This window comes from Pseudomonas sp. G34 (assembly GCF_031119625.1).
In the GTDB taxonomy this organism is placed as follows: Bacteria; Pseudomonadota; Gammaproteobacteria; order Pseudomonadales; family Pseudomonadaceae; genus Aquipseudomonas.
In genome coordinates, this window is record NZ_JAVHZV010000016.1 from 119,371 (window position 1) to 132,994 (window position 13,624).

The window sequence follows — 13,624 nt, forward strand, 5'->3', positions numbered from 1 at the left end:
CACTTTGATATCGAAGTGCTTTGCTTACATTGCGGGGGAAGCACTCGGGTTTGTTGATCACAAGCAGGGTTACGACTCTACAAAGCAAGGAGGCATAGGTGGTCGGATATCAAGGTATGCGTTGGCTCAAAGTGGACTTCCAAGTCCAGACACCGGAGGACAATAGGCACTGGGCGGACGACGATCTGCGCCTACAAAATCCACGTCGACCATTGCGAAATGGTGAGCCCGATGAAAGTGATATCCAAAACAAGGCCAAACGTTTCCTGATGCGGTGCCACGAGCTAGAGCTCGATGCTATCGGTATCACCGACCACAACTTTTCAGAAAAAACTGAACCCCGTGACTGGTTTCTCACACACCTCGTCGAGCAGAACAAAACCGTTGCCAAAGAACTAGGTAAACCCCCGCTCTCCGTTTTCCCTGGATTTGAGGTAGATCTCGGTTACCACGTGCTGTGCTTGTTTGAGCCTGCTACGAAAGTGAGTCACCTGCGGCGCGTAAATATGATCCTCATTAAATTGGGATTAGCCGAAAATCAGCGGTTCAGAGGCGGAATGCCCAACGCCTTACGTCGCGGAGACGAGCCTGTCAGTCTCAAGACCTTGCTGGATGTCGTTCAGAAAGATCATGGCGGTATTGTGATTGCGGCACACGCTGACCAAGAGGATGGTTTGCTTGCAGCCGGCCGAAACATGGATGACTACAAGCTACCTGGCCTGCTGGCGGTAGAGGTAACAACTTACCCAATGCCTCCAAGATACAGCTCGATCTTGGAGGGGAGAGATAGAAATTGGTCGCGCGGTGGGCGACAGCCCGCATACGTTCAGTCCTCGGACGCAAAGTCGCTAAAAACAGACGCAAATGGGGTTCCTCTCGCAAATGCTCTGGGATATCGCCACACCTGGGTTAAGTCCTCTAAGCCATCGATCAATTCACTGCGCCAAGCCTTTCTCGATGGCAAATCGCGGCTTCGACTCCAACCGGCACGTCCTTCGGATCAGCAGACTCATCCCAGGATCGTTTTTCTGAAATGTAGCGGCTTCAAGTTCCTCGCTGATCAAGAGATCTTTTTCTCACCAAACCTCAACACTTTGATCGGCGGACGGGGCACCGGGAAATCCACAGTTCTTGAGCTACTGCGGTTCGCATTCGGTCGTGACCAAGGAAGTGCTTTCTCCGCCTCTACCAAGGCGAAATTCGATCGTGTACGGGCAACTTTTACCGAAGAAGCAGAGGTTCAGGTCGGCTGGGAGAGTATTCCTGGCCAGATGGATGTTATCTCGCTGAGACCAAGGGACGGTCACGTATTAATACAAGGAGAAGCACACGATCTTGAAATTTTTCTGCGGCAGCTACCAGTGCAGTTCTATAGCCAACAGCAGCTCAGCGAACTCACGGACGTGGATGGCGGCGATAGCTTGCTGGCTATGATTGACGAGGCTTGTTCAGTTGAACTCCAGGCTTTAAAGGGCCAGGAAAGTACACTCCGTGCCGAGATCCATCAGCTTTTTGCAGGCGTCGATCAAATTCAAGCTCTGACCGACGAGATCAGCGCACTCAAACAGGAGCTCCAAGAATTAAATCGACAGTGGCAGGCTAGGAGTGAGGTTCAAACGGAAGCGCAGCAATACCAGTACGCAGAGGCTGCCCGACGTTACTTTGAGCAGGTACAAACTCAGATTAATGAAGACATCAAGCGGTTCTCCTTACTAGCCGACGATTTATCTTCTCAAGGCGCACTCAACAACGGCCAGGTAGAAGTCTGGCCTAGGTCAGAGTGGTTCAATGAGCTAACTAGGGATGCAGCGAGGATAAGGGAGATGTATCGGACGAAGGCAGTCGAACTGGCAGTTCAGCTCCGGCAAGAAGCGACCAAGCTCTTTCAACATGGTGACGGTTGGGATCGAATTTCGAAGGAGCTAGAGGGCACAAAGGATGTTTTTCTTATGGCATGTAGAGAGCGAGGCCTGCAGCCCCAAGACGTGGCACGACTGCAAGAAATCGATAGGGCTCGCCAAGCAAAAATGCAATCGCTACAGCAGAAGGAGGAGCGGCTAGGAGCTCTTTCCCCGCAGCGCGAGCGTTTGAACACCGCAATGAGGGACATGGATATTCTATGGGAGCAACAATTCAATATTCGCCACCAAGCCGCTCTTGACATCAATGCCAGAGCACAAGGCTCAATACGCGTCATTATTCAGAAAATGGCAGATGAATCGGGCTTCATTCAAGCATGGAACGAAATGGCACCGGACGGTCGTAGCCGCCTTGGGAGAGCCTGGGAACATATCGGAAAGCAGTTATTTGAGAGCTTTTCCCGGCATCCGCAAGGGGCAGACTCGCCCTGGGTTCACATCCGTGAGGTGCTAGCTAAGCGGAGAGACTTCCCACTATCTCTGCTGGAATACCAAGATGAGCTGAAGCCCTACCTCATTTCCCAAAAAGACGCTTGGCGAAACGCTCGACTTACCCGTGTCCAGGAGCGTGTAGACATTGAGCTTTACCGGGCCGATACGACATTGGTCGGTAGTGTGCAGACCAAGGCCCTGTCGGAAGGTCAGCGCAACACCGCCGTGCTAAATCTCCTTCTGGCCAAGGGTGAGGGGCCGATTGTGATTGACCAGCCTGAGGATGAACTGGACTCCAAATTCATATACCGTGAGCTCGTGCCGTTACTCCGTAAGGTCAAAAACCAGCGTCAACTTATATTAGCTACTCACAACGCCAATCTGCCCGTGAATGCCGACACCGACCTAGTGTATGCCTTAGAAGTGGAACAAGGGCTAGGCGTAAGACTTGCGTCAGGCGGTTTGGACAGAGCTGATACAGCCACTGCGGTGCTGGACATCATGGAAGGATCGGAAGAAGCCTTTAAACGTCGGCTTGATAAATATCACTTCTAACTCGGATTAAAGAGCTCTATGTAACGCGCAGGTGTCCGGAAAGTGCGATTTGCCCCGATGCTGGTCGCGCGCGCTCTGCGAGCCACCTATCGGGGCGGCTCGTAGCGCTCACACTTTACTCCGCCTCGAACTGCAACTGCGGTGGCTGGCGGCGGAAGCCGCCGGTCAGCCAGGTCAGGTAGAGGCCGCCGAGTACCAGCCAGGCGCAGCCGAGCATGATCGCCAGGCGGTCGAGGCTGGCCATCAGCCACAGCGTGGCCAGCAGGCCGATCAATGGGCACAGCAGGTACAGCAGCAGCTGCAGCGGGCCGCGCGCCTGGGGTTGGCGGGCGAAGTGGACGATCACCGAGAGGTTGACCAGGCTGAAGGCCAGGAAGGCGCCGAAGTTGATGAACGAGGTGGAGGTGGTCACGTCCAGCTTCAGGGCCAGCAGCGCCACCACGGCGCACACCAGGATGGCGCCCACCGGCGTGCCGAAACGCGGGCTCAGGGTGGCCAGCAGTGCGCGCGGCAGCACGCCGTCGCGGCCCATGGCGAACATCAGCCGCGAGGCGCTGGCCTGGGCCGCCAGGCCCGAGGTGAACTGACCCACGATCAGGCCGATCAGGAACACCGACACGAACAGGTCGCCGCCGATATTGCGGGCGATCTCGTAGGCCGCCGCGTCACTGCTCTGGAACACCAGAGAGGGGTGGGCCAGCTGCACGAAGTAGGCGGTGGCCACGAAGATCAGCCCGCCGATCAAGGTGATCAGCAGGATCGCCCGGGGGATGGTGCGCTCCGGGTCATGGGTTTCCTCGGTCAGGGTACTCACCGCGTCGAAGCCCAGGAACGAGTAGCAGGCCACCGCCGCCCCCGCCATCACCAAGGGCAGGTTCATGCCCTCGCCGATAAAGGGTTCGAGTGACCATAACGGTTTGCTGGCATCGCCCAGCACGTAGTGCACGCAGAGCGCCACGAAGGCCAGCAGCACCAGAAACTGCACCAGCATCAGCACGCCATTGATGCCCTTGGCCAGGCGCAGGCCCACCACGTTGATCAGGCTGGTGACCACGATGAAGGTCAGCACCCATAGGGGCTGCGGCAAGCCGGGAAAAGCCGAGTGCAGGTAGGCCGCGCCGATCAGCCAGATGGCCATGGGCAGGAACAGGTAGTCGAGCAGCACCGCCCAGCCGGCGATGAAGCCCAGGTGATCACTGATGCTGCGGCGCACGTAGCTGTAGGCCGAGCCGGCGACCGGGAACAGCCGGGCCATGCGTGCATAGCTGAGGGCGGTGAAGAACATCGCCAGCGAGGCGGCCACGTAGGCGGCCGGCACGGCGCCGCGGGTGATCTCGGCGAGAATGCCGAAGGTGCCGAGCACGATGATCGGCGTCATGTAGGCGATGCCGAACAGCACCACCGCGCCCAGAGACAGGGATCGTTGCAGACGAGCCATTACTTGCTACTCCAGTTTTATATGTTGTTATGGCAGAGCCGAAGTCGGCAAAAACACGCGGCAGAGCCGCAGCGGGCGCTTCTATGGCGCCCGGCAGGTCAATCAGGGGATCAGCAGCTCACGCAGGCCACTGGCATGCTCGACGCGCTCACCCGGCAGCGACATGCGCCGCTCTTCCAGGTAGCGGTAATCACGGCGCGCCTCGGCCAGGCGCTGGAGGTCCAGGGCGATGCTCTGCCGGCACGGCTCGCGGCCGGCCTCCAGCAGCAGGCTGCCGTTGGGGTCGACCACCGCGCTGCCGCCGGCGAACACCAGGCCGCCGTCGCCCTCGCCCACCCGGTTGCTCATCACCGCATAGGCCTGGTTTTCCATGGCCCGGGCCATGATCGCGGTGCGGTGCGTCGGCCCGTAGGGATCCATGTTGCCGTTGGTGACGATCAGCAATTCGGCGCCCAGCTCGCCCAGGGCCCGGGCGCTCTCCGGGAACTCGATGTCGAAGCACACCAGCAGGCCGACGCGCACGCCATCGAGCAGCGTCGTGGCGTAGCGGTCGCCTGGGGTGAACACGCCGCGATCCGAGGCCCACAGGTGGGTCTTGCGGTACTTGAGCAGTATGTTCGTCCCGTCCATCAGCACCGTGGTGTTGTAGAAGCTGCCGCCGTCGTTCTCGGCAATGCCGATCGCCACCGCCAGCCCACGGGCCGCAGCGGCCCGGCCGATGGCGGTCAGGCTCGGGCCATTCAGGGGCTCGGCCAGCGCGGCGATGTTGTCCGGGGTCGGGAAACCGGTCAGGTAGGTTTCCGGGAACACCAGCAGGCGGGTGCCGGCCTGGCACGCGGCGATGGCCTCCAGGGCCTGGGCGAGGTTGTGGGCCGTATCACCGTCACGACCGGTGAGCTGAGCGAGTTCGACTTGCATGACGGGGCTCCGTTCTTGTTGTTGCATCACGCGGAGGGGGCACACAGAATGCCGACACCGATCCGCCGGGGTTCGAGTATGGAGGCTGAGCCACAGAGGCGAAATCACGCACGCGGGGTAACCCCACAGGGGTAGACAGATGACCATGACCTTGCACGACATCGCCTTCCATCGCAGCGTGGCCGAGCTCATCGACGCGCTGCACAGCCCGCCGTTCTGGCGCACCCTGGCCCGCACCCTGGCGCAGTACGTGCACCACGACAGCTGGGTGGCGTTGATCTTCAGCGAGGGGCGCCCCCAGGTGCTGGCCGAAAGCCCGGGCGACGATGGCGCGCCGGATCTGCTGTTCCAGGATTACCTGCACGGCCTCTACCTGCTCGACCCCTTCTATATCGCCAGCCGCGAAAGCACGCGTGAAGGCTTGGTGCGACTCAGCGACGTCGCCCCGGAATGCTTCGAGCAAACGGACTACTACCAGCGCTACTTCAGCCTCAACGTGGTGGCCGACGAAGTGCAGTTCAACGTCGCCCTGCCCGGCGCGCGCACCCTGTGCCTGTCACTGGGCTCACGGCAACGCTTCCTGCCGGAGCAGATCGCTCTGCTCTCGCTGCTGCAGCCCTGGGTGGCGGCGCTGATGCGCCAGCGCCTGAGTTTCGAGCCGGAGCCGAGCGAGCCGGCCGCGGCGCCGCCCTGGCAGGAACGCCTGGAACGAATGGCGCATCAGGTGGAAACGGCGCTGACCGGCCGTGAACTGGAAGTGGTGCGCCTGATGCTCGCCGGCCACTCCAGCAAGGAGGTGGCCCGCAAGCTGGCCATTTCGGCGGAGACCGTCAAGGTGCACCGCAAGCACCTGTACAGCAAGCTGGGCATCAAGTCGCAGTCGGAGCTGTTCGCGCTGTTCCTGCAGGCCCAGCGCGGCTAGGCCGGCCAGGCCTGCAGCACGGTGATCAAGGATGGCGAGACGACGTGTCCGGCTGGCAACTGCCCGGTACTACCACCATCAGGCAGGCCGGCAGTTTGCTGCGCAGGCGCTTCGGCGTTTCGTCGGCGAAGGCGACCCGCCAGTGGCTGCCCTCGCGGATGGAATCGAGCCGGTAACTGCCGACCTCCTCTTCCGAGAGGCCCAGGTAATCAGCAAGTTGGCGATTGGTAGGTTTGGCGCTCATAGATAACCCTTTCCATGGATTTCGACAGGCACACAAGGACGCAAAGTCGCCACTGTCTCGCGGCGTTAATGCAGGGTGGTTCATGTTTCGAGGATATGCAAAATAAAACCGGAACCATTTGCAACACGCCGTCTCGGAATTGGATCGCGTTCACACTTTTTCTGTGCCCGCAGCCAGTCTCCACGGAAGACATAACAATGAATCTGAGCGAACACCCCGGCAAGGATCTTGCCGCCAACATCCTCAAGTGTCTTCCGGTCGGCATGGCCCCGCGCCTCGAAGCGCTGGTGGCGGCGCAGAACTCGACCATCACCGAAGAAGTCATCCGCGCCATCGACGCGCACCTGTGCAAACAGTCCAAGGCCAACGTCCTGGCCATCGCCCGCGAAGCCAAGGTGCTGGGCCACGGCGGCGCCTAGTCAACCCGTCCCGACAGCGAAGCCACCGGCGGCGACGAACGGGCCGCTATCACGCTACGCGTTGAAAGCCGCCGCTCCCTGAGGAACACCTCGAGGTACTGGTGGTTGCCGACGGGCATTACCGGGGCTCAAGGCAGGCGGCGATGCATCCCTGAACGGAGTCGACACCACTCACCGCAGCGGTTCGCTTTATTTCGCTATTGCGGGCAGGCTTTGCGCTCGGCTCGCCCCGCGGTCAGGCACCCTCACCTGCGGTAACGACCGGCTCTTTCGGCTTTGCCTGAGCCCGACGCATCTGGCTGCGCTGGCGCCTGGCCTGCTGCTTGGCATGCAGCGCCTGGGCAGCCGTCACCGTGCCAGCCGGCTGGCCATTCAGGTCCAGGCGCGGGGCGTCTTCGACCATGCTTGCCCAATAGCGACCGCCCCGGCACCAGGAGGCCAGGCCGAGCTTGAGCTGCTCCTGGGAGATACCCAGTTTCTCCAGATGCTGTTCGGCATCCTTGAGAATGCCCTCCTTGAGCGGCACCTTCGGCGCCGGGTTGACCGGGAAGGCCAGCGGGAAGTGCTTCTGCAACCGCCAGATCGCCTCCAGGGCAGGATCCTGTTCCTGAGGCTTTCGGGGCGAGGCAGCAGGCCGCTTGCGCTGCTTGGTAGTCTCGGTTTTCACCTGCTCTTTTTCAGCCCGCAGGCGGTCACGCAGATCCGCTAATTGCTCAAAACCCATCGTTCAGTTCACAGCTTGGTGGTTGATCATCGGCGCAAGCTTATCCCATGCAGCCCTCGAGGGCAGCCCGCGGCGGCATTTACTGTCGGTTTTCGCCGCTAGAGCGCTATCAAGGATGGCGGCATTGATGCTCAGGGGGAGCCTGCAAACTGACGGAAGCCTGAGGGGCGGTGCCGCGCTTCAGCCCGAGCCAACAGCTCTATTTCGCCTATCCGAACCTGCGAAGCGCAGGTCACCATTGCGCTGAATTGGACTAATCTTGCCCTTCTGCAGACGACCCGAGAGGGTGCTTATGGGGAGGCGCATCAGAGCGGCTCGTCACGGCGCAAGGTTGCAATCACCTTGAGCAACACAGGGGGCCAGACCCTGGCCCATAGCGCTGGAGATTCACATCATGCTGAGCTACACCATGATCGGCACGAACGATCTGGACGCTGCAAAAGCGTTCTATAACGCGATCCTGATTGCGCTGGGATACGAAATGGAGCGTTGGGAGAAGCAGCTGTGCTACTCGATTCCCGGCATCGAAGATCAGGAGAATGGCCCAGGCGCCTTTCACGTCACCATTCCGTACGACGGGCAACCGGCGACGGTCGGCAATGGCACCATGGTTGCCTTCCGCGCCGCTACACACGAGCAAGTGCGAAGCCTGCATGCAGAGGGCCTGCGGCACGGCGGCGCGGACGAGGGAGCCCCCGGTTTTCGCGACGCTTACAGTGCCAACTTCTTCGTGGGCTACCTGCGAGACCCTGACGGGAACAAGGTAGCGCTCTTCTGCACCAGTGCGTCCGAGCCTACCCGCCCCTGGTGAGAGCTTTAGGTGCGCATCATCTCGGCGGCCTGCTCGGTGGCTTCGGTGGTTCGGGTCGCCAGCTTGCGCACCTCATCGGCCACCACCGCAAAACCTCTGCCCGCCTCGCCTGCCCGGGCCGCCTCGATCGCCGCGTTCAGCGCCAGCAGGTTGGTCTGGCTGGCGATGCTCTGGATGGTGCCGACGATCTGGGTGAGCTTGGCGATGTTGGCTTCCAGGCTGCGCTGGTGGGCCGCCTCGGTCTCGCGCATGGCGTTCTGCTGATGTTGCAGATCAACGTCCACCAGTGCACCGACCACCCGCAGCGGCGCGCCCGAGGCGTCGCGCTTGGTCTGCCCGCGTGCCCGGAACCAGCGGTATTCACCGCTCTTCATCTTCAAGCGGTACTCGATATCGAAGGGCGTCTTGCCGCTACGGTCGTTCAGGTGCGCCTGGAACGCTTCGAGGCTGTAGGCCTTGTCTTCCGGGTGCAGACGCGATGCCCAGCTGTCCAGCACATCGGGGAACTCCTCGACCGTCTCGAAGCCCAGCAGGCGACGGAACTGCGGCGACCACCAGAAGGGGTTCTTCGGGTTGACCGGATCCCCGGCGATCACCTCCATGTCCCACAGGCCGTCCGAGAGCATCTCCCGGGCCAGCTCGAAGCGGGTGATGATCACATCGTGCTCCTGCTCACGCTGCAGTTCATCTTGGATATCGCGCAGCGCGCCGGCGACCCGTAGCGGCACGCCACGGCCGTCGCGCAGGGTTTCGCCCTGGGCGAAGAACCAGCGGTAGCTGCCATCCTTCATGGCCAGGCGATTTCTGACCCGGTAAGGGGTCATGCCGGATTTGTCGTTCAGGTGGCGGGCGAAGGCATCCAGGGTCGCCGCCTTGTCTTCGGGGTGCAGGCGGTCGGCCCAGCTGGCCAGCACGTTGGGAAAGTCCTGCTCATTGCGAAAGCCGAGCATTTCCCTGAATTGCTGTGACCACCAGAAGCGGTTGCGCGGGTTGACCGGGTCACCGGCGATCACCTCCATATCCCACAGGCCTTCACTGGAGGCGCGGTTGACCAGATCGAAGCGGGTTTCCGAAGCGCGCGCGCTGGCGTCGGCTTCCGCCAGCATCAGCCGTGCGCCTTCCAGCTCGCGCTCGAGTTCGGCGATGCGGGTGTCGTTCTGCACGGCCTTCTGTTCGCGTGCGGTCCATTCACGCTGCACATCTGCCCAGTTGGCAGACCCACGGCTGGCTGTACCCTGGGCGGCGACCGGCAGCGAAGCGGTCAGTTGCTTGAGAGCCTGGAGCTCGCTGCGCGGACGAAAGAGATGGAGCATGGTTCGGTACTCAGAAGAAATGCGAGAAATGCCGAATCCATGGCGGACGGTATGCTTTTCAGCAGGCTGGCGACGGCGTACTCGCGGGGATGAGTCGTCAGCGCTGGGTAGGACTGGCACAGCGCGAGAAAGGTTGCGCCTTTTTTGCCATCATTATGATATCGGCATCTGCACGCGGCGCCTACGACCTGCGGTCTGCTGACAACGCGGCCTGGCGCCTGCGAGAAGAGCATCTGTGAACGGCTGAATGCCCTGCACCGGGGATGCCGCGACGTTGCTTTCGCGTCACTCTCTGGCTGCGTTGACGCAAGGCTCTCCCCGCCCCTCGCCTGGAAACCAAGCAGGGCTCATGCATCGATTTATGCTCGCCGCTCATTGCCGGACTGCCCGCGGCGAACCTGGCCATTAGCGCAGCGCTCCACCCACGCTCTGCTTCCTGCGGTATGTGACAGCGAGCTGCAATCGAGCAGGCGCCTGAGCAGCGCGCAACTCCATTGATAGCTGGGGCGACAGTTTCCGCGCTCCTGACTGAATGCATGCAGGCAGCTCATGGACACAAATGGTTACATCTATAGTATGTTATAAAGTAACACCTCCATTAATCTCTGCGCCCCTTTCTCTGGCGCCCCTAGCGATGAACCAGCCTCCCTACCGCCTCCTCGCCTTTACCGCTCTGGCATCCCTGACAGCAGAGGCCTGGGCTGAAACCTCAACCCGTACCCTGCCGGCTATCAAGGTCACCGAGGCAGTGGATGACCGCGCCAGCTACAAGGCCGAAGCGGTGACGGTGGGCACCAAGGGCGCTCTGGCACCGATCGACATTCCGCAGTCGGTCAGCGCCATTACCCGCACGCGCATGGATGACCAGAACCTCACTACCATCGGCGAGGTGCTCAACGAAGTGACCGGGGTATCCGTGGCACCGTGGGACTCCATCACCCAGCAGTACTACTCCCGCGGCTACAGCCTGGACATGGCCTACGACGGCGTACCGGTCTATGGCGGCGGCTCGGGCATCCAGGAATACGACATGGCCATCTACGAGCGCGTGGAGGTACTGCGCGGGCCGGCCGCGTTGTTCATGGGCTCGGGCAGTGGCGGCGGGCTGGTCAACATGGTGCGTAAACGTGGACTGTACGAGCCCGCTGTGTCGCTGACCACCTCGGCCGGCTCCTGGAACAACCACCGGGTCATGGTCGACGCCGGTGCACCGCTGGATGCAGATGGCCGCCTGCGTAGCCGCGTGGTCGCCGCCTGGCAGGAGCAGGATTACTTCTGGGATGTAAGCCACAAGGACAAGTGGCTCGGCTATGCCACGCTCGATTACCAGCTCACCCCGGACACCGTGGTGTCGTTGACCGGCAGCCATCAGGAAGACCACATGGACTCGCCGAGCATGGGCCTGCCGGCCTACACCGACGGCCGCTTTCTCGACGTGCCGCGCTCGACCCACGTGTACCCCGAGTGGGCACGCTTCGCCTACGAGACCACGGAAATTGCACTGGATCTCGAGCACGCCTTCGCCAACGGCTGGCAGCTCAAGAGCAAGCTGCTCAACCGCACCCAGGACAAATTCTGGAAGGATGCCTTTCCCGCACCGGGAGCAGGCGCAGGCGTTGACCCAGATAGCGGCATGATCGCCCGCTATAACCGTCGCAAGAATGACACCGACACCGAACGCAACGCCTTCGACCTGTACCTTACCGGCCCCTTCTCCGCGCTGGGCCGAAACCACCACGCCACCCTGGGCTACAACCGGGATCAGCAGTCGAACCGCTCGCGCAGCGTCAATGCGGCGCCGTTCTTTGGGGTGCCGGTAAACGATCCGGACGTAGTTCCGGAACCCGACTTCGTGTTTACCAATGGTTCCGAGAACGAAACCACCCAGCACGGCATCTACGGGCAGTTGCGCCTGTCCCTGGCCGAGCCACTGACGGTGGTGCTCGGCGGCCGCAGCAGCAACTTCGAATACCGCAGCCGTAGCGTCGCGCCCTCCACCCCCAGCGCGTGGAACGCCTCGCGCAAGGAAACCGGCGAGTTCACCCCCTACGGCGCGGTGATCTACGCCTTCACCGATAACCTCAATGGCTACGTCAGCTACTCGGACCTCTTCATCCCGCAGGCGCAGCAAACGGTCGGCGGCACCAGCCTGGAACCGCGAATCGGCGCGCAATGGGAAACCGGCTTGAAGGCCTCGTTTCTTGACGGCGCCGTCGACGCCTCCGTTGCGCTTTTCCGCACCAACGACACGAACCGGGCCATGAGCGACCTCAACAACCCAGGCTTCTTCGTCTCGGCTGGCGAAGTGCAGGTGGAAGGCTGGGAAATGGAAATCAGCGGCAAGCCCAACGACAGCCTCAACCTCTCCATCGGCTACAGCTACCTGACCAGCCAGTACCTGGAGGACCGCTTCTCGCCGGGCGAGAAGTTCTCGCTCTATGAGCCACGCCACTCCCTGAAGACATACGCCAAATACCGCCTGCTGGACGGCGGCCTCAAAGGCCTGTTCGTGGGTGGCGGCCTGCATATCAGCAGCGGCACCGATGGCAGCAGTGATACCCCGCTACGCAGCCAGGGCGGCTATGCCCTGGCCAGTGCCCAGGTAGGTTATGAATTCAGTAGCAAGACCTCGGTGGCCCTGATGGGCAATAACCTCTTCGACCGCCATTACTACGCACGGGTCGGCAACCTCAATACCTATAACACCTACGGCGAACCGCGAAGCTTCGCGCTGGTGATGCGTACGGCGTTGTAGAGAGTGCGAGAAATCAAAGCGGCTGGTTTGGGGTAAGAGGTGCGGGGAGCCAAAGCAGTTTTGGCGTTGCCTTGCGTGAGAGACTGGTGAGTGGCTGCTATCGGCGGTCACCCAATGCTTACATCGACAGGTACTCTCCAACAGTTTTGCTCGAAGCTAAAGCTTTACCCCGCAAAACGGGGGCAAAGCCAACCCAATGATTTAGTTACCGCGATACGTTGAGAAGCCATAAGGGCTGAGCAACAGCGGAATATGGTAGTGAGGCACACTGCCATCCGCTGCGAAAATCACTGGGACCTCGGGAAAGAAAGTTGCCGCCTGATGGTTCTTGAACCACTCACCGGTTTTGAAGGTGACGCGATAAGTCCCTTTCTCCAGCGCTTTGCCTTCCGGATACAGTGCCGTGATGCGACCCTGCTCATTGGTGGTGCCGGTGTTCAGCTTGCTCCAGTGCTCCCCGTCCTGCTTTTCCAGGGTCACATTCACGCCTGCCGAGGGAAGACCATCCTGCAGATTCAGCACATGGACGCTCAGTGGGTTACCCGCCGCAAAAACGGCAGAGGAAAGTGCGCTCAATACAGCACCTGCGAAAAGAGTTTTCAGTGCGTTCATGGTGATCTCCTGATTACTTGAGGGTGGGTAAAACTTGTGCGATGGCTTTCAGCGCGCAGCCCTCATCGATCTGGCCACCCCCGGCTCCAGCAACGCCAATGGCACCGATGACCTGATCACCCACCTTCAGCGGTACGCCACCGCCCAACAGCAGCAGCTCATCGAGGGTGTTGAGGTTTTCAGCCTCTGGATTGCTGCGCGCACGCTCTGCCAGCAGGCCGGTGGCCGTTTTCGTTGACAGGGCGGTAAAGGCCTTGCGCTGCGCGGCCAGGGTGTTGTGTGGCCCGACATCGTCATCGCGCTGCACGGCCACCAGGTTGCCGCCGCGGTCGACGACGGCCGCTACCCCGGTACGGCCGTCTGCATGACAGGCTGCCAAGGTCGCGTCCAGAAGTTGATTGGCCATCGCCAGGGTGACATCCGCACGCTGGGCAACCTGTGGGATATCGGCCCACGCGGCACTTGAACCCATGGCCAGGGCCAGTAATGACGTGGCGAAGCTTTTTCCGATGTGCATAAGTCCTCCCGTTCAAAGCTCGGCTGAGCAGTTGCCGGGCATACT

Annotated in this window: 11 protein-coding genes and 2 pseudogenes; 5 read left to right on the forward strand and 8 right to left on the reverse strand. The window is 61.2% G+C overall.

All coding sequences use genetic code 11. The features are described from left to right. Positions 1 to 98: 98 nt before the first annotated feature. Positions 99 to 2,906 carry a TrlF family AAA-like ATPase gene (locus QYS36_RS10575; RefSeq protein WP_308839439.1) on the forward strand — a complete coding sequence of 936 codons (2,808 nt, stop codon included), beginning with the start codon at positions 99 to 101 and terminating at the stop codon, positions 2,904 to 2,906. Between the two features lie 115 nt (positions 2,907 to 3,021). Here the strand turns inward: QYS36_RS10575 and QYS36_RS10580 are convergent, their stop codons facing one another. Both QYS36_RS10580 and QYS36_RS10585 read right to left on the reverse strand, forming a co-directional pair. Beyond that, positions 3,022 to 4,344 carry an APC family permease gene (locus QYS36_RS10580; RefSeq protein WP_308839440.1) on the reverse strand — a complete coding sequence of 441 codons (1,323 nt, stop codon included), beginning with the start codon at positions 4,342 to 4,344 and terminating at the stop codon, positions 3,022 to 3,024. A 102-nt stretch (positions 4,345 to 4,446) separates the two neighbouring features. Beyond that, positions 4,447 to 5,262 (reverse strand): carbon-nitrogen hydrolase family protein, encoded by an 816-nt coding sequence (locus QYS36_RS10585; protein ID WP_308839441.1) that lies wholly within the window; start codon positions 5,260 to 5,262, stop codon positions 4,447 to 4,449. A 139-nt stretch (positions 5,263 to 5,401) separates the two neighbouring features. Here QYS36_RS10585 and QYS36_RS10590 point away from each other — a divergent pair, with 139 nt between their 5' ends. Continuing rightward, positions 5,402 to 6,184 carry a LuxR C-terminal-related transcriptional regulator gene (locus tag QYS36_RS10590; RefSeq protein ID WP_308839442.1) on the forward strand — a complete coding sequence of 261 codons (783 nt, stop codon included), beginning with the start codon at positions 5,402 to 5,404 and terminating at the stop codon, positions 6,182 to 6,184. Between the two features lie 25 nt (positions 6,185 to 6,209). On the opposite strand, the gene QYS36_RS10595 is transcribed toward QYS36_RS10590, so the two are convergent. Next, on the reverse strand, positions 6,210 to 6,428 hold the full coding sequence (locus QYS36_RS10595) for a hypothetical protein (RefSeq protein ID WP_308839443.1): 219 nt from the start codon (positions 6,426 to 6,428) through the stop codon (positions 6,210 to 6,212). A gap of 197 nt (positions 6,429 to 6,625) precedes the next feature. On the opposite strand from QYS36_RS10595, the gene QYS36_RS10600 reads away from it, so the two are divergent. Further along, positions 6,626 to 6,847 carry a hypothetical protein gene (locus tag QYS36_RS10600; protein ID WP_308839444.1) on the forward strand — a complete coding sequence of 74 codons (222 nt, stop codon included), beginning with the start codon at positions 6,626 to 6,628 and terminating at the stop codon, positions 6,845 to 6,847. Positions 6,848 to 7,082: 235 nt separating this feature from the next. On the opposite strand, the gene QYS36_RS10605 is transcribed toward QYS36_RS10600, so the two are convergent. Next, the gene (locus QYS36_RS10605) at positions 7,083 to 7,571 is read right to left on the reverse strand and encodes a ProQ/FinO family protein (RefSeq protein WP_308839445.1); all 489 of its coding nucleotides are present in this window, start codon (positions 7,569 to 7,571) and stop codon (positions 7,083 to 7,085) included. Between the two features lie 394 nt (positions 7,572 to 7,965). Between QYS36_RS10605 and QYS36_RS10610 the strand changes: the two genes are divergently transcribed. Further along, positions 7,966 to 8,382 carry a VOC family protein gene (locus QYS36_RS10610; protein WP_308839446.1) on the forward strand — a complete coding sequence of 139 codons (417 nt, stop codon included), beginning with the start codon at positions 7,966 to 7,968 and terminating at the stop codon, positions 8,380 to 8,382. Positions 8,383 to 8,396: 14 nt separating this feature from the next. Here QYS36_RS10610 and QYS36_RS23985 read toward each other — a convergent pair. Beyond that, positions 8,397 to 8,681 (reverse strand): annotated as a pseudogene (locus tag QYS36_RS23985) (methyl-accepting chemotaxis protein); the annotation flags it as partial. Continuing rightward, a pseudogene (locus QYS36_RS10615) lies at positions 8,670 to 9,695 on the reverse strand (PAS domain-containing protein); the annotation flags it as partial. The pseudogenes QYS36_RS10615 and QYS36_RS23985, both read right to left, overlap by 12 nt. Positions 9,696 to 10,329: 634 nt before the next feature. Between QYS36_RS10615 and QYS36_RS10620 the strand changes: the two are divergent. Further along, positions 10,330 to 12,450 carry a TonB-dependent siderophore receptor gene (locus QYS36_RS10620; protein WP_308839448.1) on the forward strand — a complete coding sequence of 707 codons (2,121 nt, stop codon included), beginning with the start codon at positions 10,330 to 10,332 and terminating at the stop codon, positions 12,448 to 12,450. 201 nt (positions 12,451 to 12,651) lie between these two features. Here QYS36_RS10620 and uraH read toward each other — a convergent pair whose 3' ends face one another. Both uraH and QYS36_RS10630 read right to left on the reverse strand, forming a co-directional pair. Continuing rightward, positions 12,652 to 13,062 (reverse strand): hydroxyisourate hydrolase, encoded by a 411-nt coding sequence (gene uraH / locus QYS36_RS10625; RefSeq protein WP_308839449.1) that lies wholly within the window; start codon positions 13,060 to 13,062, stop codon positions 12,652 to 12,654. Positions 13,063 to 13,075: 13 nt separating this feature from the next. Next, entirely contained in the window at positions 13,076 to 13,579 is a 504-nt protein-coding gene (locus QYS36_RS10630) for a heme-binding protein (RefSeq protein ID WP_374990441.1), read from the reverse strand. Positions 13,580 to 13,624 lie beyond the last annotated feature (45 nt).